This window comes from Nocardia brasiliensis IFM 10847, assembly GCF_000710915.1.
GTDB classification, from domain to species: domain Bacteria; phylum Actinomycetota; class Actinomycetes; order Mycobacteriales; family Mycobacteriaceae; genus Nocardia; species Nocardia brasiliensis_A.
The window spans coordinates 1-26,498 of record NZ_BAUA01000118.1 but is presented as its reverse complement, the minus strand read 5'-3'; the positions used below and the strand labels follow the sequence as shown (position 1 = coordinate 26,498).

The window sequence follows — 26,498 nt, the reverse complement described above, 5'->3', positions numbered from 1 at the left end:
ATTTTCCGGCAACAGTTTCACCGTGGTCCTCCTTCCTGCATGGCCCGCCAGATACGGTCGGCGGTCATCGGCAGCCGGTCCGGCCGCACCCCGACAGCATCGCGTATCGCGTTCGCCAGCGCAGGGGCGACCGGGTTGTAGGGGGACTCGCTCATCGACTTCGCGCCGAGCGGGCCCAGCGCATCGGCGGTATCGGCGAAATACACCTCGGTCCGCGGCACGTCCGCGAACTGCGGGATGTGATAGTGGCGCAGCGACTGTGTGGTGACCAGTCCCTGCGCGCTGCGCATGTCCTCGTACAGCGCGGTGCCGAGCGCCTGCGCGACGCCACCCTCGACCTGACCGCGGCACTGCACCGGATTGAGCACGGTCCCCGCGTCGGCGGCCTGGACGGACTGCAGGATACGGATCGCGCCCGTGTCCGGCCGCACCGCGACCCGGAAGGCGTGCACGTTGAAACTCACCGAACGGGGGCTGCCCGCGTGCTCCCCGTGCGCGGTCAACGGGCCGTCGGCCAGCAGCGCCGCCGCGTCGAAGAACTGGTCCGCACACCGGACGCCCGCGGCCTCCAGCACGCAGTCGTGTTCGGGCAGCCCGGCCAGTTTCGCCGCCCGCCCGAGCAGCAGCCTGCGCAGCTCCGAGGCCGCGGCATAGGTCGCCTTGCCCGCGACCACGATCCCGGTGGAGCCGAACGCGCCGGTGTCGTGGCCGACCAGGTCGGTGTCGGACTGCCGGAGCACGATGCGCGACACCGTGGTTTCCAGCGCGGACGCCGCGAGTTGCGCGTGCACCGTGCTGGTGCCGTTGCCGAATTCCGCGGTACCGACCCGGATCTCGTAGCGGCCGTCCGGCAGCAGGGTGGCCGTCGCGTCGGCGCGGTGGCCGCGCGGCGGAATGGTCGCGATCATGGACACCGCCATGCCGGTGCCGACTCGCCAGCTCGGATCCGGTGCGGCAACGTCGTTGCCGCGCAACAGTGCTCGCTCGGCCAGATCGATGCACTGATCGAGGCCGTAGCTGCCGAAGGTCAGGTCGCTCTCGTCCACCTCGGCGCCGACGAACGCGTCGCCCGGCCGCACCACATTGCGCCGGCGGAACTCGAACGGGTCTATCCCGAGGGCGCGCGCCAGGTCGTCGAGCGCGGACTCGATCCCGAATATCACCTGGCCGAGCCCGTAGCCGCGGAAGGCGCCGGACGGAATGTTGTTGGTGTACACAGCTTGTGCGTCCACCCGCTTATTGGCGCAACGGTAGACGCCGATCGATTCGCCGACGCCGTGGAACATCACGCCCGCACTGTGATTGCCGTACGCGCCGCCGTCGGCGAGCACGTCCACCGTCAGCGCGGTGAGCACGCCGTCGGCGCCGGCGCCCGCGGTGACCGCGACCCGCATCGGATGGCGGCAGGTGGCCGCGGTGAATTCGTCGCCACGGGTGAACTCGTACTGCACCGGGCGGCCGGTACGCAGCACCGCCAACGCGATGAGGTCCTCGGCGAGCATTTCCTGCTTCGCGCCGAAGCCGCCGCCGACCCGGGTGGCGAACACCCGCACCCGGTCCTTGCGCAGGCCGAAGATCTGGCACAGCTCGTCGCGCACCAGGAACGGCACCTGGGTGCTGCACCGGACGACCAGCCTGCCGTCGGCATCGAGCCAGCCGACGCCGCCGTGGGTTTCCAGGTGCACGTGCTGCCCGCGCGGCGAATGCCATACGCCGCTGACCACTTTCGCCGCCGCCGCGAGCCCCGCCGCGGTATCGCCGACCTCGCCGTGCACCTCGGCGATCAGATTGCGGCGCGGGTCCGCGATGCGTGCCGAATCCGGTTTCTCCGCATGCAGTTTCGGTGCGTCGGGCAGCAGTGCCGCCGCCGGCTCGAACACCGCGGGCAGCACCTCGTATGTCACCTCCAGCGCCCGGCAGCCCGCGCGCGCGGCCGCGAGGCTGTCCGCGACCACCGCCGCCACCCGCTGCCCCACGAACCGCACCGTCCGGTCGAGCACATACGTGTCATCCGGATCGTCGGCCCGCAACTCGTGCCGGGCCGTGGAGAACGCCACCTCCGGTGCGTCCGCATAGGTGAGCACCGCCCGCACCCCGGGCACCGCCGCGGCGGCGGCCGTCTCGATGGACAGAATGCGCGCGTGCGCGTGCGGACTCGGCAAGACCGCGAGGTGCAACGGCGCGCTCGGCGGCGAAACCGCCCCCACACCAGTCGGAATCCGGTCCGACGCGGCGGACTCCATCTCATCACCGGGCGCGACATCGAACGTGAACGCCTCGCCCCCACGCACGATCCGCGGACCGGCGGGCGCACCGACGCCACTCCCCACCCACCCGGCCCCGGGCAAGTCACCGCGCGTCTGCTCGGGAGTCAGGCCGTGGCCCCTTTCGGCCCGGTATCGGTCGCTACCGGTGAAAACCTGGTCCGTCCCATCGGCTACCCCGACGTCAGCTCCCGTCGACGACCCTGCGCAGGGCGCGACCCGTGACCCGGCACGGCTCTGCGCCGCCCCCGCGGCGGTTGCGTCGGCAGATCGTTCACACGCCACAGACCCAGCACACTGTTGCGGTCCGGCCTCCGGTGCCACCGAACCATGTTGTGCGCCGACGACGGCAGCGTGAGGCCGTGCGTCGGCGATGTCGGTCTCGACCGCCGGGGCAAAGGCGAGTGCGTCCGCGATGGCGCGGTAGCCCGTGCAGCGGCACAGGTTTCCCTTCATCAGCTCGGCGATCTCGGCACCGGTCCGCCCGCACGGTGTGGCTCCGGCGAGGCCGAGTCCTGCGGCCGTCACGACCATTCCCGCGGTGCAGAATCCGCATTGGAAGGCGGCGTGCTCGACGAAGCGGCGCTGGACCGGGTGGGGGTCCGCCGCGGTGCCGAGACCGGCGGCGGTGGTGACCGTGCGGTCGGCGGCGCGGTGGGCCGGAATGAGGCAGGAGTGCACGGGGACACCATCGAGCTGGACCGTGCAGGCGCCGCAATCGCCTGTGTCACAGCCTTTTTTGACAGCGAAGGTGCCCTGTTCGCGAAGCAGGGTGCGCAGGCATTGCCCCGGACGGGGGTCGACTTCGACCGCCCTGCCGTCGATTTCGAGTCTCATAGTGGATCCTGTGCGAGCTGTAGCTCGGCGGCGACCTCGCGGGCGAGCAGTCCGGTGACGTGCGCCCGCCAATCAGGCGCACCGTGCGGGTCGTCGAACCAGAGCAGCGGATCGAGTCCCGCGACCGATGCGTCGACCTCGGCCGTGCTGGGCACGTCACCGAAGTCCAGCACGATCGGCCGGACCGTAGCCGCACTCACGGTGATCGCGCACCGGCCGTCCGGATCACGCCGCCCCATCACGACCGCGCCGGAACGCCCCAGCGGCGCGAGCGCGATCTTCCGGAAACTCGTGCGCGCCCGCAAGCTTGCCGTCGGAACAGTTACCGATCGCAACACCTCACCGGGCAACAGCACATTGCGCTCGGGGCCGAGCACGAACTCCCGCAACGGAATCCGCCGGTCCACCCCGTCCGGGCCCCAGAGCAATGCCACGCCGTCGAGCGCGGTCAGGGCCGCGAGCACACCACCGGCGGGCAGCGACGAACAGATATTTCCCCCGACGGTCGCGGTCCGCCAGATCTTGTGCGATGCGAGCAAAGCCCGGCATCCTTGCGCGAAAAGCCTTGTCCCCGGCCAATCCTCGCGAAACACCGGCATGCCGAGTTCACGCCCCGGTCCCGCACCGGCCAGTTCCGCCAGCGTGCAGGTGGCCGCGATCTCCAGCCCCTGCGCCACCACGGTCACCGCGGGCCAGCCGAGGGCGGTGATGTCGACCAGCCGGTCGAGCCGGTCCTGTGGCTCGGCGAACAGGAATGTCCCACCCGCCAGCACCGCGCACGAAGCACTCAGCGCCCCCAGGTCCGCCCGTTCCCGCGCCACCAGCACTTCCCGGATCGTGTCCAGGTCCACCTCTCACCTCACTCCACTGCCGCTGCCGCCCACCCTAGAAGCGCGGAGTTGCCACGATGTTGCGCAAACTCCGCGCCGGATTGCGCGGCCGTTACCCCGTCGATCCGCCGCGGTCGGCGACCGGCCACGGCTCGCCCGGCCGACCGCGCACCGTCAGGTGTCCACCCGGTCCGCCCGAGATCAGTCAGAGGCGGCACTGTTCCAGTATCTCGCATACCCTCTGAACAGGACTTACTCAGCACGCCCCGGTGCTGGCGGCCTCGACACGCAAGTTCGTGCCCGGTGCACACTCGACACCGGGCAGCGGCGTGATTAATGTCCATCGCGGCTCGCTCGATGTGATATTTCCCACGCCGCCGACGGGCCATCCCTCACCGATATGCGTGGCCCGCAGCCCAGCTGTGGCCCGCCATGTCCTGACGCGGAAGGGCCACCGATAAACATCGATCAGCGGACGGCGTCTGCCGACCGAGAGCTGCCGGCCACGCCCGACGCGGAGCCGCCGTCCTCCTGGCTGATGACCGCGGCCGATTTCCCGCTTTCCGGCCCCGATCTGCACGTCCTGCGGCGCACGGTCCGGGACTACACCGAACTCGACCACCGGCTGCCCGACGGCGAGCAGTATCGGCGGCGCGCCTGCCAATGCTTCCGGCTCGACCTGACCCGCCTGACCACGGACGGCCCCGCCGCCTTCACCGCGATCGATCAGCCGCCGTGTGGGCAATCCGAACAGGTCGATCCGGTGGCGGACGGCATAGCCCGCCGCTTCACATTGATCCCGCCGGAGCATCCGGCGACCGAGCCGGCCAAGCAGATCGCCACCGCGGTGGCGCGGTTGCTCACCGCGCACCGGGTGCTCTCCGCTGCGGCCACCCCGGACTGCCTGGTCGACGCCCAATACCTGCGCCTGATCGCGCCGGCGGGTCCGGCGCCGGAGGGCAAGCACCGCGACGGCCTGATCGCGGGTTCCGCGCATCTGATCCGGCGAACCAATGTCAGCGGCGGCGTCTGCGCCATCTACGACCGCTACGACCCGGACCGCGGATTACGCAGCTTCGTGCTCGAAGATCCGCTCGACTCTTACGTTTTCGACAATGCGCGGGTGCTGCACTACACCTCGCCGATCACCGTGACCGATCCCGCCGCGGGCGCCGGGTTATGCGACGTTCTGCTGATCGGATTCCGGCGGCGTGCCTAGTTCGACGACGACCTTCGTCGACCAGTTGTCCCGCCTGCTCCCCGAGGCCGAGCTCGTGCGGCTGGCCGCCGGGCTCACCGCCATTGCCTCGGTCACCGGGCAAGAGACGCCGCTGGCGGTGCATGTCCGTAACACCCTGCTCCGCAACGATATTTACGCCTACCACCAAGAGGTACAACCCGGTCGCCTGCAGACGATCGCCCGGCTCGGCCCGGAAACCGGGACACCCGCGCTGCTGCTCAACGGGCACCTCGACATGGAACCGCTCGGCCACGACCAACTGCGGACGCCGTTCACCGCACGCCGCGACGGCGACCGGCTGTACGGCGCGGGCCTGCACGATATGAAGAGCGGCCTCGCCGCCATCCTCGGCGCCGCGATCATGGTGCGCCGCAGCGGTATTGCCCTGCGCCGCCCGCTACTGCTCGAGTTCGTCGTCGGCGAGTTGCAAGACGGCGCCGGCACCAGGCACGCACTGCGCAGCGGGCTCACCGCCGACGCCGCCGTAGTACCCGAACCCTATTCGGTACGCCGGGTGATCACCCGCACCGCCGGGGTCCACGAATTCGCCGTGGTCCGCGATATCGCCGAACTGCTCCCCCAGGTCTCGGATTTCCGGGTGCAGGACCGTGACCTCGCGCTGCCCCACTCCTACTGCGGCAACGAGACCACGCACCTGAGCCGTGCGGGCATCGAATGCTGCTTGTTCGGACCGCGCGGCGCGGGCCCGGACACCGAGCACCACGTGCTGATCAGCGAAATGCGCGCCTGCGCAGATACTTTGGCATTGCTGGTGGCCCGCCGCTGTGGCTGAGGGCCACCGCCCGCTACCCCGCCTTCGCGACCAGCGCGGCCTGCGCGGCGGCGACCGCCGCGCCGACGGCGTCCTCGTCGACCGTGACCAGTCTGCCGTCGCGCACCACCTCACGGCCGTTCACCAGCAGCGCCGCGAGGGGTGGCGCCGCGCCCAGCACGAGGGCGGTCACCGGATCGTCGATGCCCGCGTGGGCGGGGGTGTCGAGCCGCCACAGGGCGAGATCGGCGAGTTTGCCGGGCTCGATCGAGCCGATCTCGGCGGCCCGCCCGAGCACGCGGGCGCCGCCGATCGTGGCCAGCGCCAACGCTGTTCGGGTCGTCATGGCGCGGGGGCCGCCGCGATTTCGCGCGAAGAAGAGCGCGTTGCGCGGTTCCTCGAGCATCGAGCTCGCTTCGTTGCTCGCCGCGCCGTCCACGCCGAGGCCGACCGGCACACCCGCCCGCACCAGATCGGCGGTGCGCGCCACGCCCGCGCCGATGCGCGCGTTGGAAGTCGGGCAATGGGCAACGCCGGTACCGGTTTTCGCCATCGCGGCGATGGCGGTGTCGTCCAGATGGATGGCGTGCGCCCACCACACGTCCGAGCCGACCCAGCCGAGCTGCGCCATGTACTCGGCGGGAGTACAGCCGAATGTCTGCGCGCAGTAGTCCTGTTCGTCGATCGTCTCGGCGACGTGCGTGTGCAACCGGACACCCAGCTCGCGGGCCAGCACGGCGGATTCCCGGAGCAGCTCGGAGCTCACCGAGAACGGCGAGCAGGGCGCGAGCGCGATGCGCAGCATCGAGTCGAACGACGGATCATGATGGCGGGCAACGGCGTCCGCACTGTCGGCCAGGATGGTGTCGAGCGGCTGCACCACGTGATCCGGCGGCAGACCACCGGCGCTCTGCCCCAGATCCATCGAGCCGCGGCACGGGTGGAACCGCAGGCCGACCTCGGCGGCGGCCGCGATCTCCGCGCCGAGCACGTCGCCGCCCTCGCGCGGGAAGACGTAGTGATGGTCGGTGCTGGTGGTGCATCCGGTGCGCGCCAACGCGGCCAGCCCGCCGGTCGCCGCCACCCGCACCGCGTCCTCGTCGATACCTGCCCAGATGGGGTAGAGCGTGGTGAGCCATTCGAACAGCGTGTTGTCCGCGGCCAGACCGCGGGTGATCCACTGATAGAGATGGTGATGGGTATTCACCAGACCGGGGGTGAGCACGCAGCCTCGGCCGTCGATGCGGTGTGCCGAATGATCCACCGGCGGGGCCGCTCCCGGCCCGGCCGCCTCGATCCGGTTGCCGCGCACCACCACATGACCGTGGCGGTATTCGGTGCCCGCCGGGTCGACGGTGGCGACGGCACAGTTCTCGAGGACGGTCACGGCAACCATGCGGGGCCTGCCTCCGGTGCGTCGGCGCGCTGCAGGGTCGCATGGATCAGGCCGTACGGCCGGTCCGCCGCGTAGTAGACCTCGCCGTTGTTCTCGATGCCGAATCGCGCCAGGTCGTAGTCGAAGTGGTGCTTGTTCGGCGCGGCGAGCCGGATCTCGGCGAGCACCGGGTAGGCCTGCAGCGCGGCCTTGCCCATCTCGAACAGGGTCTGCTGCAACGCCTTCGAATGGTGGGTCGCGAAGGTCTCGACCAGTCGCGCGCGAATGCCCGCGTACACGTCGTCCCAGGCGATGCCGGTGGTCGCCGCGAAGCGCCACGCGACGACGAGGGTGGTGGCCAGCATCCGATCGTGGGTCGGGGCCAGCACGGTGAATTCGTCGCTGAGGAAGTCGGCGAACTCGGACCCGGTCGACTTGAGGATGGTCAGGTCCTTCACGCCGCCGATCACCCACGCCTGCCGGTCGGCGCCCGTGCCCGCCACCGTGATCGCCGCCGTGCGCACCTCCGGGCCCTGCCGCACCCAGGTGTGATCGTGTTCGCGGCCGTCGACCGTCACCCGCTGCCAGCCGTACTCGTCGATCTCGATCCGGGCGCTGGACACCGGCTCGATATCGTCGACGAAGTGACCGGCCAAGGCCAGCCCGTAGTCCTCGATCGTCTGTAGCCCAGGCTGTTTCGCGTAGGCGAACGCGGTCTGCTTCTGGGTGTCGGTGGGCAGCACCTTGCGCTGGTCACCGGCGTAGGCGTCGGCGAAGTCGCCGCGCAGTACGGTGGACACGTTCACATCGCGGATCTCGTGCCGCGCCGTCTCCCGCCGGATCCGCACCACGCGGTTCTCGGCCTTGCCGTATCGGTGGTCGGTGAGCACGATCGGCCCGGTCAACTCCATGCTGGATTCAGCTCCCTCGATAGGTGGAAAAGGCGAACGGCGACAACAACAACGGGACGTGATAGTGGCGCGCCGCGGTGACGGCGAAACTCACGCAGACCTCGGGGTAGAACGTCTCGACCTGCTGTGCGGCGAAGTAGGCTCCGGTGTCGAAGACCAGCCGATAGGTCCCCGCCGTCAACTCACCACCCAGTCCGGCGATCCGGCCGTCGGCGTCGGTGCTGCTCGAATCCAGTTGCCCGGCATCGCCGTACAGGGTCACGGTGATACCGGCCGCGGGCGTGCCGCGCATCGCGTCCAGCACGTGGGTGCTCAGCGTGCTCATGCCGCCGCCGTGAGCAGCGCGCGCAACCGGAGCCGATTGATCTTCGCCAATTCTGTTCGCATGACCCGCCTTTCGGTCTCGACATCGTTGTGCAGCCGGTCTTGCAGCAGCGCGAGCAGCTCGCTGCCGGTCCTCCCGCTCGCGCACACCAGGTACCGGTAACCGAACCGCTGCTCGTAGGCCCGGTTACCCGCCGCGAGCGCCGCGTGCACCTCGTCCGGTGCGCCGGCCACCCCGGCCTGCTCTCGCGCCGAAGCCGCCGAATGCGGCCGCTCACCGATCCGCGGATGCCCGGCGAGCGCCCGGTCGATCTCGGCTTCGGGCAGCCCGGCGAGCACGGTGTCGGCGGTATCGAGCACGGCGCCGACACTCGAGTATGGCCGTCCGGCGGCCAACGCGCGCGCCCACTGCGGCGACGAGCAACAGGCAAGCAACGCCTCGACGGCCGCGTCCTGGGGCATAGCGTCGAATCGGTCGAGGCCGTCCGCGTCGTCTGTCATCGGACCAGCATCGAATACGACCCGCCCGGCCGCCACCGGAGAGCGCCACCGGACGACCGGCGTGTCGCCGCCTGGAAACCTGGCGTTTCCGCCGCCGAGCAGCACTCTTGCGGCACGCGCCGGCGACGGTTCCGAGATACCGTCGTGGCATGGCTCTACCCGATCGTCCGGTTCCCGCGCCCGGCTGTGCGGGCATCGTGCTCGCCGCGGGGGCCGGAACGCGCTACGGCAAGCCGAAAGCGCTGGCCGAGGGTGGTGCCTGGCTGCGCGGCGCGGTGGCCGCGCTCCGCGACGGCGGCTGCGATCCGGTGATCGTCGTCCTCGGCGCGACCGGTCCCGATCCGGCGGCCGTGCACCTGCCCGCCGATGCCGTCGCCGTCTGGGCGGCGGACTGGGCCACCGGACTCGGCGCCTCGGTCCGGGCCGGCCTGATCGCCGCCGCGCGCACCCCGGTGCGCTACGCCGCGATCATGCCGGTGGATACCCCCGATGTCGGTGCGGCGGTGATCGCCCGGGTCACTGCCGCGGCTTTCGCGGCGCCGAGCGGCCTCGCCCGTGCTGTGTTCCACAACACACCGGGGCATCCCGTTGTGCTCGCACACAACCACTGGACCTCGATATGTCAGGAGGCCGTAGGAGATTCGGGCGCGCGCACCTATTTGGCGGGCCGGGCAGATATGGTGTGCGTCACGTGCGACGATTTGGCGACGGGCGTCGATCATGATTACCCGGCCTCGTCCGCACGGTGATCGGAGCGAGCTCATGCGGGACATCGTCGATGACCTACTGCGGGTGTGGCATTCCGGGCGGACCGGAGGACTGGCCACCATCGTGCGCACGATGGGTTCTGCCCCGTTGCCGATCGGCTCGGCGATGCTGGTCGATCCGGAGGGCGGCGTCTACGGCGCGGTGACCGACGGCGGTCTGGAGGAGATCGCCTACGAGGCGGTATTACAGGCGGCGCGTACCGGCCGGCGCGCGATGCACCGCTACGGCGTGGCTACCGGTATCGCGGGCGGTGCGGACCGTGACGGCATGATGGATGTGTTCACCGAACCGTTCTCGCGCAGGGACTTTCCGGAGTTCCCGCTCGTCGCGGCCGAGATCAGGGCGCACCGGCGGATCACCGTCTTCACCGTGGTGTGGAACTCCGACGCCGATCTCATCGGCCAGCACCTGGTCACCGACAAACGGCACAACACCGAACTGCTCGCGCTGCCGGATTCGGACGTGTTCGTCTCCTCGTTCGCGCCGCCGCCGCGCCTGATCATCTTCGGCGCCAACTCTTTTGCCGCGGCCCTGACCGTGCAGGCCAAGTTCCTCGGCTACCGCGTCACCATCTGCGATTCCCGGGAGACCTTCGCGCAACCGGAGAAGTTCCCCGGTGCCGAGGTGGTCGTGGACTGGCCACACCGCTACCTGAACACGCTGGCCGCGGCGGGCGAAATCGACGGCGACACCGGCATTGTGGTCACCTCGCACGATCCGAAGTTCGAGATCCCGCTGCTGACCGTCGCGCTGCGACTACCCCAGCTAGGCTATCTCGGCGCGATGGGTTCGCCCACCGTGCACACGCGACGCATGGAAGACCTGCGGGCGGGCGGCTTCGACGAAGCAACGCTCGCCCGTCTGCATTCTCCGGCCGGACTCGACGTCGGGGCGCGCACCGCGCCCGAGATCGCCGTCGCCATCGCCGCCGAACTACTCGCCGCCAGAACCGAGCAGACGGGGCGGCATTCGCTGCACACCCCTAGCCAGTCCCCACCGCTGAAAACGGCGGTGGGGCTGGGTAGTTAGCCTGGGGCGCTCAGCCTTTCAGGCCCGGATTCTCCGCGAAGACCTCACGCAGCACGGACAGGTCGAACAGCTGGTCGGCCTTGATGTCGAGATCGGCGAGCCGCAGCGCGGCGATGTTCTGCTCGATCAAGTTGTCGGTCATGCTCAACAGGCCGTTGGCGGCCGTGTCGGGCGAGACGACCAGATCGTTCTGTGCCACCGCCTCTTTCGTCTGCTCGTCCAGGTCGAGCTTCTGGTCCTTGCCGTACACCTCGACCGCGAGCCTGGCCGATTCGGCCGGGTTCGCCACCGCGTCCTTCCAGCCCTTGATCTCGGCGACCAGGAAGGCCTTGAGCTTGTCGCGCTCCTTGTCGATGGTCGCCTGCTTGACCGTGAGCGTCTCGGCCACCAGCGGCAGGTTGTAGTCGGCGAACAGGAAGTGCGTGTTCGCGAATCCCTTGGCGGTCAACGTGATCGGTTCGTTGGTCACGTAGCTGACCCAGCCGTCGACCTCGCCGTTGGCCAGCGGCGTCGGATCGAACTGCGCGGGCACGATGGTGACATCACTGGGCTTCAGGCCGTTGGCGGTCAGCAGCGCGTTGAAGATCAGCTGGTTGGTGTCCTGCACGCCGATCTTGCGGCCCTTCATGTCCGCGGGGGTCTTGATCGGCTTGGCCGCCGAGCTCACGATCGCGAAGGGGTTCTTCTGGTAGGTGGTCGCGATGATCTTCGCGGGCAGCCCCTCCAGCACCGCCTTGGCGGTGGTCTGCGGCGCGGACAGGCCGAGCCAGATCTTGCCGGTGTCGAGTCCGGCCTCGACCGAGGTGCTCGCCGCACCGCCGGCGATCAGGTTGACCGAACCGAAGCCCGCCTCCTTGAAGTAGCCCTTCGAGTCGGCGAAGTATTCACCGGCGAACTCGATGTTCTTCAGCCAGGACAGCTGTACCGCCACCGTGCCGTATTTGGAGCCGTCCGGGGTGGAACCGCCCGACGAGTCGGCGGCATTGTCGCCACAGGCGGCGAGCAGGCCCGCGCCGCCGAGTGCGGCGCCGGCCAGCGCGGAGTAGCGGAGCAGAGACCGTCGATTCAGTGCCGGCCCGAACGAGGAACGCTGTGCGGGTGTCATGCGGTGAATCTAGGTCGATCGCGTTTCATTTTCTTTGCTTTGACGTTCCGAGCACGGAATTTCGGGAATTTTGTCTTGTTCAGCGAACCGGCCGTTCAGGATCGTCCCGCGTCGGCGCCGAAGCGCGCGAGCACGAGATTCTCGATCACGCCGACGATGGCGTACAGCACCACCGAGACGATCGTGACGATCACGATCGAGGCCCACAGCTGGTTGTACTGGAAGGTCGGAATGGCCCGGATCAGGCTGGCGCCCAACCCCGTTCCGCTGCCGAGCCACTCGCCGAGCAGCGCACCGATCAGTGCGCCCGGCACCGAGATGCGGGCCGCGGCGAACACCGAGGGCAGCGCGGCGGGCACCGCGACCAGCCGTAGACCGGTCCACTTGGACCCGCCGTAGGCGGCGACCAGATCCATCGCTTGGCGCGGAGCGTTGCGCAGCCCCGCCATGATCATCACCAGCGCCGGGAAGAACACCACGATGGCGGTGAGCACGGTGACCCCGCCGAGCCCGCGCCCGAACACCAGCACGATGATCGGCGCGAGCACCACCAGCGGTACCGAGCGCAGGATCATCGCCACCGGCAGAAAGGTCTGCTCCACCGCCGCGAACGACACGAACAGCGCGGCCACCACCACCGCGGCCAGCATGCCGAAGCCGAACCCGATCGCCGCGTCGCGCAGGGTGATCTGCAGGTCGTCCAGGATCGTCGCGCGGGCGCTGCTCGCGCCCGGCGAGGTCACCAGATAGCGCCAGATGTCTTCGGGTGACTTCCCCACGCGCGGGCCGACCTGCGGGAACGCCTGCAAGAAGACGTACCAGATGAGCAGCATCAGGATCAACGAGGTGACCAGCGGGAACAGGAACCGCCCGAGCCGCAGCAGTACTTTCATCGCGCCTCCTGCGCAGTCCACGGGGCGACCAGCCGCGCGCCGAGCGCGACCACGGCGTAACCGAGCCCGGCCAGCGCGGCCGCGGCCAGCGCCATGCCCCAGGTGCGCGGCACGTTGTAGGCGGTCTGCGCGGCAGTCAACGCGACGCCGATACCGCTGTCGACACCGCCGAGATATTCGCCGATGATCGCGCCGAGCACCGCCGAGGGCGCGGCGATCTTCAACGCCGCGAAGGTATTCGGCAGCGCCGAGATCAACTGCACCCGATACAGCTGCTGCCACCGGCCGCCGCCGTACGCGCGCACCAGATCCAGGCTGGTCCGATCGGCGGAACGCAGACCGGTCACGGTGCCGACCATGGTGGTGAAGAAGCAGTACATCGCCGCGAGGAACACCGTCGGCGTGCGCCCGCCGAACACCACCAGGATGATCGGGCCCAGCGCGAGCAGCGGGGTGCAGTAGCTCAGGATCGCCAGCTGGGTGGCCAGCGATTCGATCTGCGGGATCAGCATGATCAGGATGGCCAGCGCGATGGCGAGCCCGTTGCCCCACACGAAACCTTGCAACGCGCCGAGCGCGGTGATCCGGAAATTGGGTCCGTACAGTCCCCAGCCGTCGGTGTACATGGTGTGCACCACCGTCCACGGACTCGGCACCGTGCCGCCCGCGACGCCGAGCGCCGCGAGCAGCCACCACACGCCGATCAGCCCGGCGACGCCGAGCAGGCCACCGATCCGTTTCATGCCCGCCCTCCGCGCGCTCGCCGGCCGCTCACGCGCCACCGCCGGTGCTCGCGGCGCCGGCCGCGCTGCCGAGCGCCCCGCCCGTGCCGGACTTCCCGAACAGCAGCTCGGACAGGTAGTCGTGCAACCGGTGGAATTCGGGGGTCCGCATCATCTCCGGGGTGCGCGGGCGCGGCAGATCGATCTCCACCAGTTCCAGCACCCGCCCCGGCCGCGGGCTCATCACCGCGACCACATCGGAGAGGAACACCGCCTCGGCGATGCCGTGCGTGACCATCAGCGTGGTCGCGGGCTTCTCCGTCCAGATCCGCAGCAGTTCCAGGTTGAGCCGCTGCCTGGTCATATCGTCGAGCGCGCCGAAGGGCTCGTCCAGCAGCAGCACGGTCGGCTTCACCACCAGCGCCCGGGCGATCGAAACACGTTGGCGCATACCGCCGGACAGCTGCGCGGGCTTGGCCTTCTCGAACCCGTCCAGCCCCACCAGCTGGATCAGATCGGCGATCAGGCCCGGGTCCGGCTGCAGGCCCGCGACCTGCAGGGGCAGCTTGATGTTCGACTCCACCGAACGCCACGGCAGCAGGGCCGAATCCTGGAAGGCGATGCCGAGTTCGTGCCGCCCCACCAGTTCGGCGGGTGTCTGGCCGTCGATCAGGGTTTTGCCCGCGGTCGGCGTCTCCAGACCGGCCAGGATGCGCAGCACCGTCGACTTGCCGCAGCCCGAGGGGCCGAGCAACGACAGGAAGGTCCCCTGTTCGGTGTGCAGATCCACCGAATCCAGCGCCTGCACGGTCTTGCGGCCCACCCGGAAGGTCTTGGTCAACCCGCTGATGTGGATGCCGGTGCCTCCGGTGGTTTCGTTCGCGGTGGTCATGACCCGGCCCCGCCGATATTTCGTGTACTGCGCTCCCTCATGAAGGTCACCCTAGAAGGAGCCCGTTGCACGGACATTGCGAATCGCGACCCCAGATTTCGCAATCGTTACGCGCAGCCGGGGCCGGACCCGAATTTCCGGCCCGGGCCGAGTGCCCGCCGCGAGCATTCCGTCGTCCCGCGCACAATCCGCCGCCCCGCGCGCAGGTCAGTCGAATGTGTCACAGGCGGACTCAGCCCTCGAAGGTCGTTTCGTCGGCGCTGGTGACCGCGGCCGTGCGGCCCGGCGCCCGCTGGTACTGCCAGTACAGGTTGGTGTGTGCGATGACCGCCTCGGGTGCGGGCGCGCCCCACTCGCTCTTGTCGAAGGTGGTGTGGCCGTCGCCGACCAGGGTCACGTCGTAGCCGCGGGTGAACGCGCCGTGGATGGTGGAGCGCACGCAGGCGTCGGTCTCGGCGCCGGTCACCACCAGCTTGCCGACCCCGGCCCGCGCCAGCAGCCCGGCCAGCTCGGTTTCCTCGAAGGAGTCACCGAAACGCTTGTGCACCAAGGGCTCCGACTCTTCCCGGACCAGTTCCGGCACGTATTCCCAGGCCTCGGTGCCCGGCACCAGGTCATCGGCGCTGTGCTGGATCCACACGACCGGCACCCCGGCGGCGCGGGCCTTGCCGATCACCGTGGCGATGTTGGCGAGGACGGCGTCGCGCCGGTACGCCTCGGCCACCACGCCGTTCTGCACGTCGATCACCAGCAGGGCGGTGTTCGGCCGATCCGGCAGCACGGTCATCTGGGTCCTCCGAGGGTCGAGCAGGTGCGCTGGCAACGACGCTCAGAGTAGCCCGGCCCACCGACCAACCTGGTTCAGTGCCGGGACAACCGCCCGAACACCACACCGGCCCAGGCGAATCCGAACGCGGCCAGCCCCACACACCACGCCACGGCGAGCACCGCGTGGTGCCCGGCACCGGTGGCGTTCAGCAGTCCGCGCACGGTTTCCAGCACCGGCGTGGCCGGCTGGTACTCGGCGAAACCGCGCAACCAGTGCGGCATCGTCGCGGTCTGCACGAACGCGCTGCTGATGTAGGGGATGAACATGATCGCGTAGGTGAGCCCGCCCGCCGCCTCGGGATTCTTGGCGACCAGCCCTAGCGCCACCGCGATCCAGGAGATCGCCAGGACGAACAGGGTGATCACGCCGAGCGCCGCGAGCCAACCGCCGAGCCCCGCCTGCGGTCGGTAGCCGAGGACGAGCGCCACACCCACCGCGATCGCGATGGCCGCCAGATTCCGGACCACGCTCTCCGCGACATGTCCGGCGAGCACCGCCTGCCGGAACATCGGCAGCGTGCGAAAGCGGTCGATGCTGCCCCGCGTCATATCGGTGGATACGCTCGTCGCGGTGATCGAGGAACCGAATCCGGTGCACAGCAGCATAATTCCCGGCACGACGTAGTCGAGGTACGGGCCGCCGACATCGATCGCCCCGCCGAACACATAGGTGAACAGCAGCATGACGAGCACCGGCATGAGCATCGAGATCACCAGCGTGTCCCTGCTGCGCAGGGTGTGCCTGGCACAGCGCCGGAACATGACGACGGTGTCCGCCAGCACGTGGTTGGTCACCGGGCAGCAGCCTCGACCAGGTCCGCGGCGTAGGCGCTCGCCCCCTCGGTGCGCAGGGTGCGCGCGAATTCCGCGGCCCGGGAACGGCGTTCGGGAGTGAGCAGGGCGGCCACGCCCTGTTCGAGGCGGCCCGTGGTGAGCTGGGTGAACTTCAGATGCGCACCGACACCGAGCCGTTCGACCTGACCACCCCACATCGGCTGCTCGAACGACACCGAGCACACCAGGGTCGGCAGGCCCGCGCGCAGGCTCTCGAACAGCGTGCCGATGCCGCCGTGATGCACGGCCGCGGCGCAGTGCGGGAAGACCACGTCGTGCGCGAACGGACCGACCACCTTCACCTCCGGACCGGCTTGTGCCGCCGCGACATCGAGGTCGCTCCAGCCCGCGCTCACCAGCGCGCGCACGCCGAGCCGGGCGGCGACCTCGGTGGCCATGGCGAGCACGGCGGCGGTATCCCGGATCGGCATACTGCCGAACCCGAAGAACACCGGCGCCTCGCCCGCCTCGATCCAGGACAGGATGCTCGCGTGATCGCCCGCCAGGTCACCGACCGCGGCCCTGGTCGCCTCGTCGAGGGTGAGGAAGCCGGTGAACGGCCTGCGCGCGCCCCATTCCTGCGGCAGACCCGGCACCAGTGCGGGGTCGTAGATCTGAATCTCCGGCACCTGCGCGCGGTCCAGCACCGCGGCCGTACTCGCCCGCGATTTGGGCAGGCCCAGCGTCGTGCGCAGATCGTTGAGGTAGCGCATGAACACCACGCGCCGCAGATTCTCGGCCAGCGCCCAGGTGGCCCGGTTGACCAGCGCGGGCGGATTCCAGTGCGGCGGAAGCGCACCCGGGAACGGATACACCCCGGTGCTGCGGCACGGGAAATAGTGCAGGCTCACCAGCGGCACCCCCATCGCCTCGGCGACCGAACTCGCGCGGTCCTCGGTGACGGTGCTGGCGACGATCAGGTCCGCGCCCGCACAGACCTCGATGACCTCCTGGTTCATCTGCTGGGCGTAGCCGGACATCTGCTTGGCCACCATCTGCATGAGCCGCAGCGTGTTACCCGCCGCCAACGCCCGCTGGCCCTCGTCCGAGCTGTAGAGCTGCTGCACGTCCGGACCGCACGGCACCGCGGCCAGCCCGGCGTCGGTGACGAAGTCGACCAGGTTGGGCGGCGCACCGAGCAGCACGTCGTGGCCGCGCCGGCGCAATTCGAGCCCGAGCGCCACCACCGGCTGGACGTCACCACGGGTTCCGGTCAGTGGGATCGCGATTCTCAAGGGCGCTTCTTTCCGCGTGCGATGGGCAGTCGGGAGAACTGTGGGCTCTACAGCAAAGCGTTCGCGTAGGTACCGTGCAATTGTGCACACTGCCGAGCCGACGGACTACCCACCCGAAATGGTGCTACCGCGTTCGCTGGCGGAGGTACCCACCGCACCGGGCCGGCTCCCGCTGGTAGGGCACGGTCTGCGCGCTTTGCGCGACGCGCCGGGTTTCGTCACGTCGCTGCCCGCGCTCGGGCCGATCGTGCGCATCTACTTCGGCAACCAGACCGGCTATCTGCTGACCACGCCGGACCTGGTCCGCGAGGCCGGGCTCGGCGACGGCGAACTCAACCGGGAAGACCTGCGCGAGGCGATCAAGGACATCGCGGGCGGCTCGGTGAACGTGCTGCGCGGCGCGGAGCACAAGCTGCGCCGCCGCATGATCGCGCCCGCACTGCGGCAGAGCAGGCTCGCCGAGTACACCAGGGCGGCCGCCGACATCGCGGAGCGGTGGTCGGCCGGGCTGCCCGCGGGCGGGCGGGTGAATCTGATGAAAGAGGCGCACGGCCTGGTGCTCGACACCGTGTCCTCGACCCTGTTCACCGCCGAATTCAGCGACGCCGCGCGCCGCGAGATCCGGGACAACGTGCCGTGGCTGCTCAGCCAGGTCATCCTGCGCACCGCCCTGCCGCCGCAGCTGCGCCGGCTCCGCCTGCTCGCCAACTGGCGGTGGCGGCGCAAGGCCCGGCACCTGCGTGGCGCGATCGGCGAGGTGGTGGCCGAATACCGCCGCCGCGACGAGGACTTCCACGATGTGGTGTCGGCGCTGATCCGGCACACCGACAGCGAGACCGGCGCGCGGCTGTCCGACGAACACATCATCGACGAGGCCATCCTGATGCTGGCCGGCGGTGTCGGCTCGATGGCGTCGCTGACCGGGTGGCTGTGGCACGAGGTGATGCACCGGCCCGAGATCGCCGAGCGCCTGTACGCGGAACTCGACGCCGTGGTAGGCGCCGGTCCGGTGCGCGCCGAACACATCAACGCGCTGCCGTACCTGAAACAGGTGGTGGCAGAGGTACTCCGGTTCTGGGGTCCGTGGATCAGCGCGGGCACCGCCGACGGCGACATCACCATCGGCGGGCTCACCATCCCCGACGGCGCGGCAATCATGTTCAGCCCCTACATGGTTCAGCACGACAGCCGCTATTTCGCCGACCCGGACACCTTCGATCCCGAGCGCTGGTCGCCCGAGCGCGCCGGCGATATCGACAAGAAGGCCAATCTGTCCTTCGGCGTCGGCAGGCGGCGCTGCCTCGGCGACCACTTCGCGTTGCTGGAGATCACCTTGGCCTCGGCGGCGCTGCTCGCCCGCTGGCGGCCCGAGCCGGACCCGAAGTACCGGGTGCGCGCGTCGAACAACGATTTCGTGCTCTCGCCGTCGGCGCTCCCGGTCGTTTTGCACGCGCGCGGACCCCGGCCGTGATTCGAATCCGCGCGAGCCGATATCCGGGCCGTGGATGGGATCGGTCCTCGCGCTGGTTGTACGACAGGTGAACCCGCTCCTCACGCTGCTCGACGCCAAGCTGCACATCGCCGGCTCGGAGATCCTCTGGCGCGAAGTGATCGGCAACGGATTCGGCCTCGCCTCCGCGATCGGCGGGATGCGGCGGCGGGTGTGGGCGTGGCCGATCGGCATCGCGGGGAACACGCTGCTGTTCACCGTATTCGTCGGCGGAGTCTTCAACACCCCGCAGCATCTGAACATGGCGGGACAGGCCGGGCGGCAGCTGATGTTCATCGCGGTCAGCGTGTACGGCTGGTGGAGCTGGTATCGGCACGCCAAGATCGAGACCGGCCTGGAGCACCGCGGCGTCGATCCACGCTGGGCGAGCAATCGGGAACGTCTGGTGCTGGTAGCGGCGATGCTCGTCGGCACCGCCGCGTTCGCGCAGCTGTTCGCCGCGATCGGCTCCTATGGTCCGTGGGCGGAGGCCTGGATCTTCACCGGATCGGTGCTGGCCACCTACGGCATGGCCCGCGGCCTCGCCGAGTTCTGGCTGATCTGGATCGCCGTCGACATCGTCGGCATCCCGCTGCTGGTGAAAGCGGGCTACTACCCCTCGGCCACCCTGTACTTCGTCTACGCGGGCTTCGTCGCCTGGGGTTTCGTCGTCTGGATGCGCAGCATGCGCCCCACCACCGCACCGGCCCCTGTACCGGTCGCGTCGGCTCAGTTGTAGCAGCCGCGTTCGTCACCCCGGCCGGAAAGTCCGCGAGCCGATCTGACCAGACCATAGATTTCGTAGCGGTGACGCGCGGCATTGGTGCCATCCGGCCGAACACACTCCGCGTCGCCATTGAGGACCTTCGTGGATGAATCGCCGCGCCGACGCCGGGGGTACTGGTGATCCGCCTTTGGAGGAGCACTTTCGCCATGCAGAGGACGGTGCGGCAGCGCTGGGCGGTGTCAGTGACGGGGCTGACGATCCCATGACCCGCGGCTTGCGCTGCGGGCAGCTTTGCCGCCGATTCGGTTAGGGGCGTGCCGGTACCCGGGCGTCTTCGGTAGGGCGCAAGACGCCGGAAAGTTGTTGTAGGGCTGCGGGAATCACCCAGTAGTAGACCCAGGTGCCGCGGCGTTCGCAGTCGATCAGGCCCGCTTCGCGCAGCACCTTCAGGTGGTGGGAGATGGTGGGCTGGGACAGGTCGAACTGCGGCGTGAGTTCGCAGACGCAGACCTCCTCGCCTGCCCGGGCCGTGATCAGGGACAGCAGGCGCAGCCGGACCGGGTCGGCCAGCGCTTTGAACGCCCCGGCCAGCTCGACCGCGGTCGCCTGACTCAGCGGCGAGGTCAGCGAGGCGCAGCAATCGGCGGAGGCGTACACCGGCAGATCCTGTTTCGACACACATCTATATTGACAGAACTCAATCCAAGGGCGCAATGTTGCATCGATAGATATCGATACAACCCGGTCGAAGGCCTGTTCTTCGCTCGGCTCCGACCAGTCAGGAAGTGATGTCATGACCGATCAACGCGAGGAACTCCGGGAAACCGTGCGTGCCCGCTACGCCCAGGCCGCGCAGACGGTGACCACCGGTGGGGTCGCCGAGGACTGTTGCGGCGCCGACCCGATCGCCGTCGACCAGCATTTCGGCGCGAGCCTGTACGGCGCGACCGACCGGGACCAGCTGCCCGTTCAGGCCGCGGCCGCGTCGCTGGGCTGCGGCAACCCGACCGCGGTCGCCGAACTCCAGGCGGGCGAACGGGTGCTGGATCTGGGCTCGGGCGGCGGCATCGACGTGCTGCTCTCCGCCCGCCGAGTCGGCCCCACCGGCAAGGCCTACGGCCTGGACATGACCGAGGAGATGCTGGCGCTCGCGCTGGCGAACGCCGCGCAGGCCGAGGTGTCGAACGTGGAGTTCCTGAAGGGACACATCGAGTCGATCCCCTTGCCCGCCAACAGCATCGACGTGGTGATCTCCAACTGCGTGATCAATCTGTCGGTCGACAAACCCGCGGTGTTCGCCGAGATGGCGCGTGTGCTCGCGCCCGGCGGCCGCATCGGCATCGCCGACGTCGTCGCCGCGGACGAGCTCACCCCCGAGCAGCGCGCCGAACGGGGCGACTACGTCGGCTGCATCGCCGGCGCGCTCTCGTTCACCGAATACCGAAACCACTTGGGCGCGGCAGGTTTCACCGAGATCGAGCTGACCCCCACCCACGAGGTGGCCGAGGGCATGCATTCGGCGATCATCAAGGCCGTCAAGCCGGCGACCGAGCCGGCCGCGGAGTCGTGCTGCCAGTGAGCCACAGCCGCGCCCTTTCCGGCTTCCCGCACCCGTTCCGCAGAAGTCAGTGGGTGCGGGAAAACAGAAGGGGCGCGGCTGAATTCAGTCCGCGCGGGCGGCGAGGACGGCCGCGAAGGTTTCGGAGATGGTGGCCGTGCGCTCGAAGTGATATCCGCGGTCGGCGGCGTGGCCCGCGTAGAGATGCCAGGCCGATGCGGTGAGCAGCCGGGCGATGGTCTCCTGGTCGGGGCGTTCGGCGGCCGGTGTACCGATGTACTGCGTGACGATGCCCTCGACCAGCCCGACCACCCCGTACACCACCGGCCGATACTCGGCGACCTCGATGCCGAGCAGCGCGCTGCCCGCGGCGAACTTCTCCCACAGCGTTTCCGCGACCCGGTGCCTGCCGATGGTGAGGCTGGTCTCGCCCGCCGCGTGCCCGTGCACCGAACCGCTCTGGCCGTACTGATACAGCTTCGGATGCGCCGCCGCCCAGTGCACCACGGTGCGCATCGCCTCGAAGATGATCTGCTCGAGCGTCTTGGCCGGGTCGAGCACGAGCACCGCCTCGACCTCGGCCACGTATTTCTCGAGGATGTACTCACGCACCCGGGAGTCCAGATCGTCCCGATTGTCGAACTGCCGGTAGACCACCGAGCGGGCCAGACCGGCGCGCTCGGCGATCTGCTGGATGGAAACCTCGACGTGTGGATCGTTGTCCTCGATCAGCGCCACGGCCGCCTCGAGGATCTGCGCCTGGCGGTTCGAGTTGTGCTCACGCCAGCGCTGTCCGCCCCCGCGCCTGCGATGGGTACGCATGCTGGCGGGCGGTTTCACCAGTCCGACTATACGGCGGTGTCCGCCCGCTCCGGTTCCGGCAGGAACCGCGGACGCATGGGCAGCGGCCCGTCGGGCCCGCCGGTGAACGAGTTCTGCCGACGGATCCGCTTGTCCGACACCGCGTCGAACTCCAGGTGCTGCGCGAAGGTCGCGACCACCAGCGCGGCCTCCATATTCGCGAAACCCGAAGCGACACACATCCGTTTGCCCGCGCCGAACGGCATGGTCGCCCGTTTGTGTTCGCGCTCGACGTTTTCCGGCAGGTACCGGCTCGGGTCGAATTCGTCCGGCCGGTCCCACACCCGGGTGCTGTGGTGCGCGCCGTGGATCAGGGTGATCACGGTGGTACCGGGCTCGATCAGGTAGCCGCCCAGCACATCCTGCTCTTTCGCGGTGCGCGCCAGGCCGACGACGGGCGGCAGCAGTCGCATGGTCTCGGCGACGACGGCCTGGGTCCACGGCAGCCGGTCCAGGTCGGCGGCCGTCGCGGGGCGTCCGCCCAGTACCGCGGTGACCTCGTCGCGCAGCCGGGCCCTGGCCTCGGGGTGTTCGGACAGCAGCTGCCACACCCAGCTCAGCGCGGTCGCGGTGGTCTCCATGCCCGCGCCGATGAACGTCATCAGCTCGTCGTGGATCTCCTGATCGGAATACTTGTAGCCGGTTTCCGGATCGGCGGCGTCGATCAGCGCGGCGAGCAGGTTGTCCTTGCGGTCGATCCGGCCGTTGCGGTGGTCGGCGATCAACCCGTCGACGACCTGCTCGGCGTGGCGCAGATCGCGCATGCTGCGCGGCTCGATCACCCAGCCCGCCGCCCGCATGATGCGCATCGGCAGCCGCGAGTTCCCGGCCTCGGTGCGGTGCCTGCCGTGCCGGTCCAGCCAGGTCCCGACGGAATGGATCGGATAACTGGCGTTGGTCATGAAACCGCGGCCGAAGAACCGCAGCAACCGGTACAGCGTGACTTCGGACATGGGCCCGGTGATATCGGTGCCGAACATCGTGCGCGACGTGATGTCCAAAGTGAGCCGGTTCATTTCGGCGTTGACGTCGACGATGCCGTCGCCCTGCGCCAGCCCCCGGATCCGAGCCACCGCGTCGGCGGCGGCCTCGACCATCACCGGCGCGAAGCCGTCGACGTTGCGCTTGGCGAAGATCGGCTGCACCAGCCGTCGATTCCGTTGCCACAGCGCATCGTTCAGGTCGGTGACCAGTCCGCGGCCGAACGCCACCGCGAGCATGTCGTAGTCGGGACTCTTGGTGTAGTTGCTCTGGTTCGACACCAGGACATGGCGCGCCAGTTCGGGGCTGCGCACCACGACGAACTTCTTGAAGGGCACCCGCGCGACGATCACGTCGTCTTCGCCTGGAAACGCGGTCACGTAGTCGAGCACCGTATGGTCGCGCACCCGCGGCAGGATGCCCAGCGACAGCTTGATCGACTCGCGCCAGCCGATCCGCGTGTGGTGCCACCGGATGAAGGTCGGCGCCCAGCGTGGTGGGTGCAGCGTCTTGTCTGCGACGGAATCGACGGTCTCGACCTCGGCCATAGCAGGCCCCCTACCACTCACATGGGACGTGTTGTCCCACTCACAGTAGTGAGACACAGCGACCCAGTCAACGGGCATCAGCCACCACCGCACACCCCGGCACCCGGACAGGCGAACAGCCCGGCACGATGGGCGCACCGGGCTGTTCGTCTGGGGATCGAAGGGTCACACCACGTCGACGCGCACTCCCGCCGAGCGGATCGCCGCGACCGCCATCGGATCGGCGTCGGTGTCGGTGACCAGCGCCTGCACCTGCTCGATGCTGCAGATCCGGGCCAGCGCGGTGCGTTCCAGTTTGTCCGCGGTGGCCACCACCATGACGTGGCGGGAACGGCGCACCATTTCGGTGGTCACGCCCGCCTCATCGATATGCCGGCACTGGGCGCCGCCCTCGGCCGAGATCGCGTTGACACCGAGGATCAGCTCGTCCAGCCGCAGTTCGGCGAGCGCGCGTTCGGCGAGGGGGCCGTGCAGTTCGTAGGACTCGCGGCGGGCCACGCCGCCGAGCACGACCGTGCGCATATGCGGGCGCAGCACCATCTCCCCCGCGATGTTGAGCGCGTTGGTGACGATGGTCAGCTGCTCGTCACCGGTGATGCCCAGATCGGTGCGCCCGGCCAGGGCCCGCGCCACCGCGGTGGTCGTGGTGCCGCCGTTCATCGCGATCACCGCGCGCGGATCCACCAGGGACGCAGCATGTTCGGCGATGCGCTGTTTGGCCTCGCCGCCGGTCTGGCGGTAGCGGGCGGGCAGGTCGTAGGCCACCGAGGTCGCGACCACACCGCCGTGCGTCCTGGTGGCCAGCTGCTGCTCGGCCAGCGCGGTGAAGTCGCGGCGCACGGTCGCCGAGGACACGCCGAGTCGCTCGGCGGCCTCCTCCACCGAGAGCCGCCCGGATTCGGCGAGCAGTTCCAGCAGGCGGTTCCACCGTTGCGGGCGGTCGGTCGGTCCCGTCATCTCACACCGCCTCGCACGCGACCTGCAGTTTCACTTGGCACGCGGACAATCTGATCACAGGCACCCCGCCGACCGTAGAGATTCCGGCGTGGCGATGCCAAGCCGAGCACTCCGGGCCCACCGCACCGAGCACTCCGCGGCCGGCGCACCGAGCACCCCGCGGCCAACGCACCGAGCACTCAGCGCCGCAGCTGTGACACCCCTGCCAGCGGCAGCGTGAGGAAGGACGCGGCGTGCGCGGTGCGCTGGATGTCGTACACACCGCCGAGCAGCGCCGGGTAGTCCTTCGGGTTGAAGATGTGCGTCGGCGCGTCACCGGTGGCGATCGTCACCTGCAACCGATGACCGGGCTGGAACACGTGGAACGCCGGGCGCACCTTCACGTCGTACTCGGTCACCTGCCCCGGCACCACCGGCAGCAGCGACTCCCGGGTACCTGGGTGGAACGCGCCGAGCACGCTGCCGTCCGCGGCCCGCCAGGTGCGCTCCTCGTCCAGCGCCCGGAAGTTCCCGGCGAGCTGCCCGTCGGTGAGCGCGAAGACGGTGCCGTCCGGCGCGATGTCCTGCACGGTCACGCTGAATGCCGCGGCGGGCGTGTTCGAGGTGGCGAAGAGCGTGGCGCCGATCGGCCCGGCGAGCACGGTCGGTTCGGTGAACGGCTCGGTCGTGTACTGCGGATTGTCCAGCAGCCCTGGGATATCCGGGTGCGCGGGGAACTGCGCGCACGGATCGTCGATCCCGGCCAGCGTGGTCAGCAGCTCGTAGACGCCGGAGAAGTTGCGGGAGAACGAGGCATTGCAGATGGTGCCGCCATTGACCGGGCTGAACCACACTTGGTCCGAACCCGTCTGGGCCCCAGGGTGTTCCGTAGTCAGCCGACCACCCTCCGCCAGATAGAGGTGCTGCGTGGGCGTTTCGCGGACCGGATAGGTGGCGCTCTCGATCACGTTGCCGTTGATATCGATCGCGTGCAGCGGCGTCGCGGTCTCATCGATGCCGTTGTGGTCGTTCTTCAGCCACCGATCGAACCACGCCAGTTGGATGGCGTGCATGTCGATGTCCGCGTTGCGCTGCACGCCCGGCTGGACGTGGAACCAAGGGCCGGTGAGCATTTGGAAGCGGCCGCTGGACGGCGCGTCGGCGGGCATCGGGCCGTGGTGCGAGCGGCCCGCGTAGGCGTTCTGCAATCCGGCGAAGGTCCGCGGCGTGCCGTCCTGCAGCAGGTCGTACTGCCCGCCGACCAGGTAGGTCGGAATCCCGTTGGATCCGATCCGGTCCAGCACATTGTCGATCGCCCGGGCTTCCCAATACGGGCCGTTGTACGCCCGGTCGCCGTCGACCAGCGCGTTGAGCACCGACGGCCAGGTGCCCTCGGCGCGCAAGTGCGCGAGCAAGTGATCGACGAAAACACCGGCCATCTTGCCGGGCTCGCGATACAACCCGAGGATCGGATCGAGCTGCGGCAGCACGGTGATCGGGAATTGCAGCATCGAGGCGAGGAACGCGATGTTGTAGAAACCGTCGTGCCCGAGCAGGTCCTGGAACGCGTGATTGCCCGCCATCAGCGGGAACATCGCCTTGACCGGCGAATCCGGTGCCAGCACACCGGCCGCGAACAGTTCGCTCATCCCGAGGTAGGACAGTCCCCACAGTCCGACCTCGCCGGTCGAACCGGGCAGCCCGGCCGCCCACTGGATCACGCGCTCGGCGTCTTCGCGCTCTTGCGGTTGCAGGATGCTCCACTGACCGTTGGACGAGCCGGTGCCGCGGATATCGACGACCACGCTGATGTAGCCCCGTTTGACGAAGTAGTCGCCGTAACCCGCGGCATCGCTGATCTGCTTCGCGACGTCGATGACACTCGGCAACGCGTTCTCCAGGAGCGGACCGAGCCCCTCGTAGGACAGCAACCGCATGAGCCCGGCGCTGTCCTTCCCGTAGGCCGACTGGGTCAACACGATCGGGAAGGCCCGGCGCGGGCGCGCCCGACGCCGTCCGGTCGGGTAGCGGACGTCGG

General features: G+C 69.3%; 25 protein-coding genes. 7 read left to right on the top strand and 18 right to left on the bottom strand.

The features are described 5' to 3' along the window. Nucleotides 1–17: 17 nt before the first annotated feature. Nucleotides 18–3,101 carry a molybdopterin-dependent oxidoreductase gene (locus tag NBRGI_RS25315; protein ID WP_029899710.1) on the bottom strand — a complete coding sequence of 1,028 codons (3,084 nt, stop codon included), beginning with the start codon at nt 3,099–3,101 and terminating at the stop codon, nt 18–20. Then, the gene (locus NBRGI_RS25310; RefSeq protein WP_029899709.1) at nt 3,098–3,952 is read right to left on the bottom strand and encodes an FAD binding domain-containing protein; all 855 of its coding nucleotides are present in this window, start codon (nt 3,950–3,952) and stop codon (nt 3,098–3,100) included. Before NBRGI_RS25310 ends, NBRGI_RS25315 begins: the two co-directional genes overlap by 4 nt. 517 nt (nt 3,953–4,469) lie before the next feature. Between NBRGI_RS25310 and NBRGI_RS45445 the strand changes: the two genes are divergently transcribed. Continuing rightward, nucleotides 4,470–5,150: a 2OG-Fe dioxygenase family protein gene (locus NBRGI_RS45445; protein ID WP_029899708.1), complete on the top strand. Its 681-nt coding sequence runs from the start codon at nt 4,470–4,472 to the stop codon at nt 5,148–5,150. Continuing rightward, entirely contained in the window at nt 5,143–5,964 is an 822-nt protein-coding gene (locus NBRGI_RS45440) for a M20/M25/M40 family metallo-hydrolase (RefSeq protein ID WP_029899707.1), read from the top strand. Before NBRGI_RS45445 ends, NBRGI_RS45440 begins: the two co-directional genes overlap by 8 nt. Nucleotides 5,965–5,977: 13 nt before the next feature. On the opposite strand, the gene NBRGI_RS25295 is transcribed toward NBRGI_RS45440, so the two are convergent. From NBRGI_RS25295 to uraD, 4 genes are read right to left on the bottom strand one after another with little or no spacing between them, the layout of a single operon-like run. Then, nucleotides 5,978–7,339 carry an 8-oxoguanine deaminase gene (locus tag NBRGI_RS25295; RefSeq protein WP_029899706.1) on the bottom strand — a complete coding sequence of 454 codons (1,362 nt, stop codon included), beginning with the start codon at nt 7,337–7,339 and terminating at the stop codon, nt 5,978–5,980. Continuing rightward, complete coding sequence (gene pucL, locus NBRGI_RS25290; protein WP_029899705.1) at nt 7,327–8,229, bottom strand: factor-independent urate hydroxylase; 903 nt, start codon at nt 8,227–8,229, stop codon at nt 7,327–7,329. The genes NBRGI_RS25295 and pucL overlap by 13 nt, the downstream gene beginning before the upstream one ends. A gap of 7 nt (nt 8,230–8,236) precedes the next feature. Next, nucleotides 8,237–8,554, bottom strand: coding sequence for a hydroxyisourate hydrolase (gene uraH / locus NBRGI_RS25285; protein WP_029899704.1), 318 nt, complete (start codon nt 8,552–8,554; stop codon nt 8,237–8,239). Beyond that, entirely contained in the window at nt 8,551–9,054 is a 504-nt protein-coding gene (uraD, locus tag NBRGI_RS25280; RefSeq protein ID WP_029899703.1) for a 2-oxo-4-hydroxy-4-carboxy-5-ureidoimidazoline decarboxylase, read from the bottom strand. The genes uraH and uraD overlap by 4 nt, the downstream gene beginning before the upstream one ends. Nucleotides 9,055–9,203: 149 nt before the next feature. Here uraD and NBRGI_RS25275 point away from each other — a divergent pair, with 149 nt between their 5' ends. Further along, the gene (locus tag NBRGI_RS25275; protein ID WP_029899702.1) at nt 9,204–9,803 is read left to right on the top strand and encodes a nucleotidyltransferase family protein; all 600 of its coding nucleotides are present in this window, start codon (nt 9,204–9,206) and stop codon (nt 9,801–9,803) included. A gap of 13 nt (nt 9,804–9,816) precedes the next feature. Further along, a complete protein-coding gene (locus NBRGI_RS25270) occupies nt 9,817–10,851 on the top strand; it encodes an XdhC family protein (RefSeq protein WP_029899701.1) in 1,035 nt (344 codons plus the stop codon). Between the two features lie 10 nt (nt 10,852–10,861). Here the strand turns inward: NBRGI_RS25270 and NBRGI_RS25265 are convergent, their stop codons facing one another. From NBRGI_RS25265 to NBRGI_RS25235, 7 genes are all read right to left on the bottom strand, one after another. Next, nucleotides 10,862–11,956, bottom strand: coding sequence for an ABC transporter substrate-binding protein (locus tag NBRGI_RS25265; RefSeq protein ID WP_029899700.1), 1,095 nt, complete (start codon nt 11,954–11,956; stop codon nt 10,862–10,864). 95 nt (nt 11,957–12,051) lie between these two features. After that, nucleotides 12,052–12,849 (bottom strand): ABC transporter permease, encoded by a 798-nt coding sequence (locus NBRGI_RS25260; RefSeq protein ID WP_029899699.1) that lies wholly within the window; start codon nt 12,847–12,849, stop codon nt 12,052–12,054. After that, the gene (locus tag NBRGI_RS25255) at nt 12,846–13,592 is read right to left on the bottom strand and encodes an ABC transporter permease (protein WP_088607102.1); all 747 of its coding nucleotides are present in this window, start codon (nt 13,590–13,592) and stop codon (nt 12,846–12,848) included. Before NBRGI_RS25255 ends, NBRGI_RS25260 begins: the two co-directional genes overlap by 4 nt. 28 nt (nt 13,593–13,620) lie before the next feature. After that, complete coding sequence (locus tag NBRGI_RS25250; protein ID WP_029899697.1) at nt 13,621–14,463, bottom strand: ABC transporter ATP-binding protein; 843 nt, start codon at nt 14,461–14,463, stop codon at nt 13,621–13,623. Nucleotides 14,464–14,695: 232 nt separating this feature from the next. After that, nucleotides 14,696–15,250, bottom strand: coding sequence for a cysteine hydrolase family protein (locus NBRGI_RS25245; protein ID WP_029899696.1), 555 nt, complete (start codon nt 15,248–15,250; stop codon nt 14,696–14,698). A 74-nt stretch (nt 15,251–15,324) separates the two neighbouring features. After that, entirely contained in the window at nt 15,325–16,086 is a 762-nt protein-coding gene (locus NBRGI_RS25240; RefSeq protein WP_029899695.1) for an ABC transporter permease, read from the bottom strand. After that, the gene (locus tag NBRGI_RS25235; protein ID WP_029899694.1) at nt 16,083–17,360 is read right to left on the bottom strand and encodes a glycosyltransferase; all 1,278 of its coding nucleotides are present in this window, start codon (nt 17,358–17,360) and stop codon (nt 16,083–16,085) included. Before NBRGI_RS25235 ends, NBRGI_RS25240 begins: the two co-directional genes overlap by 4 nt. 82 nt (nt 17,361–17,442) lie before the next feature. Here NBRGI_RS25235 and NBRGI_RS25230 point away from each other — a divergent pair, with 82 nt between their 5' ends. After that, nucleotides 17,443–18,831, top strand: a complete 1,389-nt coding sequence (locus NBRGI_RS25230; protein WP_148310948.1) for a cytochrome P450 — start codon at nt 17,443–17,445, stop codon at nt 18,829–18,831. 67 nt (nt 18,832–18,898) lie between these two features. Continuing rightward, nucleotides 18,899–19,588 carry a nicotinamide riboside transporter PnuC gene (pnuC, locus tag NBRGI_RS25225; protein WP_036560748.1) on the top strand — a complete coding sequence of 230 codons (690 nt, stop codon included), beginning with the start codon at nt 18,899–18,901 and terminating at the stop codon, nt 19,586–19,588. Nucleotides 19,589–19,882: 294 nt separating this feature from the next. On the opposite strand, the gene NBRGI_RS25220 is transcribed toward pnuC, so the two are convergent. Then, the gene (locus NBRGI_RS25220; protein ID WP_029899691.1) at nt 19,883–20,254 is read right to left on the bottom strand and encodes an ArsR/SmtB family transcription factor; all 372 of its coding nucleotides are present in this window, start codon (nt 20,252–20,254) and stop codon (nt 19,883–19,885) included. A 115-nt stretch (nt 20,255–20,369) separates the two neighbouring features. On the opposite strand from NBRGI_RS25220, the gene arsM reads away from it, so the two are divergent. Beyond that, nucleotides 20,370–21,155 carry an arsenite methyltransferase gene (arsM, locus tag NBRGI_RS25215; protein WP_029899690.1) on the top strand — a complete coding sequence of 262 codons (786 nt, stop codon included), beginning with the start codon at nt 20,370–20,372 and terminating at the stop codon, nt 21,153–21,155. Nucleotides 21,156–21,239: 84 nt separating this feature from the next. Here arsM and NBRGI_RS25210 read toward each other — a convergent pair whose 3' ends face one another. The 4 genes from NBRGI_RS25210 to NBRGI_RS25195 all read right to left on the bottom strand — a co-directional run. Beyond that, nucleotides 21,240–21,974, bottom strand: a complete 735-nt coding sequence (locus NBRGI_RS25210; protein ID WP_051728022.1) for a TetR/AcrR family transcriptional regulator — start codon at nt 21,972–21,974, stop codon at nt 21,240–21,242. 8 nt (nt 21,975–21,982) lie between these two features. Beyond that, nucleotides 21,983–23,524 (bottom strand): cytochrome P450, encoded by a 1,542-nt coding sequence (locus NBRGI_RS25205; RefSeq protein ID WP_029899688.1) that lies wholly within the window; start codon nt 23,522–23,524, stop codon nt 21,983–21,985. Between the two features lie 165 nt (nt 23,525–23,689). Beyond that, a complete protein-coding gene (locus tag NBRGI_RS25200; protein ID WP_029899687.1) occupies nt 23,690–24,481 on the bottom strand; it encodes a DeoR/GlpR family DNA-binding transcription regulator in 792 nt (263 codons plus the stop codon). Between the two features lie 179 nt (nt 24,482–24,660). Beyond that, on the bottom strand, nt 24,661–26,498 hold a 1,838-nt coding region (locus NBRGI_RS25195; protein WP_029899686.1), incomplete at its 5' end, for a CocE/NonD family hydrolase.

Coding starts and splice junctions, on each gene's coding strand:
- NBRGI_RS25315 (WP_029899710.1), bottom strand. CDS start 3,101: ATGAGACTCGAAATCGACGGCAGGGCGGTCGAAGTCGACCCCCGTCCG.
- NBRGI_RS45445 (WP_029899708.1), top strand. CDS start 4,470: ATGACCGCGGCCGATTTCCCGCTTTCCGGCCCCGATCTGCACGTCCTG.
- NBRGI_RS25265 (WP_029899700.1), bottom strand. CDS start 11,956: ATGACACCCGCACAGCGTTCCTCGTTCGGGCCGGCACTGAATCGACGG.
- NBRGI_RS25245 (WP_029899696.1), bottom strand. CDS start 15,250: ATGACCGTGCTGCCGGATCGGCCGAACACCGCCCTGCTGGTGATCGAC.
- uraD (WP_029899703.1), bottom strand. CDS start 9,054: ATGACAGACGACGCGGACGGCCTCGACCGATTCGACGCTATGCCCCAG.
- NBRGI_RS25205 (WP_029899688.1), bottom strand. CDS start 23,524: ATGGCCGAGGTCGAGACCGTCGATTCCGTCGCAGACAAGACGCTGCAC.
- NBRGI_RS25295 (WP_029899706.1), bottom strand. CDS start 7,339: ATGGTTGCCGTGACCGTCCTCGAGAACTGTGCCGTCGCCACCGTCGAC.
- NBRGI_RS25260 (WP_029899699.1), bottom strand. CDS start 12,849: ATGAAAGTACTGCTGCGGCTCGGGCGGTTCCTGTTCCCGCTGGTCACC.
- NBRGI_RS25255 (WP_088607102.1), bottom strand. CDS start 13,592: ATGAAACGGATCGGTGGCCTGCTCGGCGTCGCCGGGCTGATCGGCGTG.
- uraH (WP_029899704.1), bottom strand. CDS start 8,554: ATGAGCACGCTGAGCACCCACGTGCTGGACGCGATGCGCGGCACGCCC.
- pucL (WP_029899705.1), bottom strand. CDS start 8,229: ATGGAGTTGACCGGGCCGATCGTGCTCACCGACCACCGATACGGCAAG.
- NBRGI_RS25200 (WP_029899687.1), bottom strand. CDS start 24,481: ATGACGGGACCGACCGACCGCCCGCAACGGTGGAACCGCCTGCTGGAA.
- NBRGI_RS25250 (WP_029899697.1), bottom strand. CDS start 14,463: ATGACCACCGCGAACGAAACCACCGGAGGCACCGGCATCCACATCAGC.
- NBRGI_RS25270 (WP_029899701.1), top strand. CDS start 9,817: ATGCGGGACATCGTCGATGACCTACTGCGGGTGTGGCATTCCGGGCGG.
- arsM (WP_029899690.1), top strand. CDS start 20,370: ATGACCGATCAACGCGAGGAACTCCGGGAAACCGTGCGTGCCCGCTAC.
- NBRGI_RS25275 (WP_029899702.1), top strand. CDS start 9,204: ATGGCTCTACCCGATCGTCCGGTTCCCGCGCCCGGCTGTGCGGGCATC.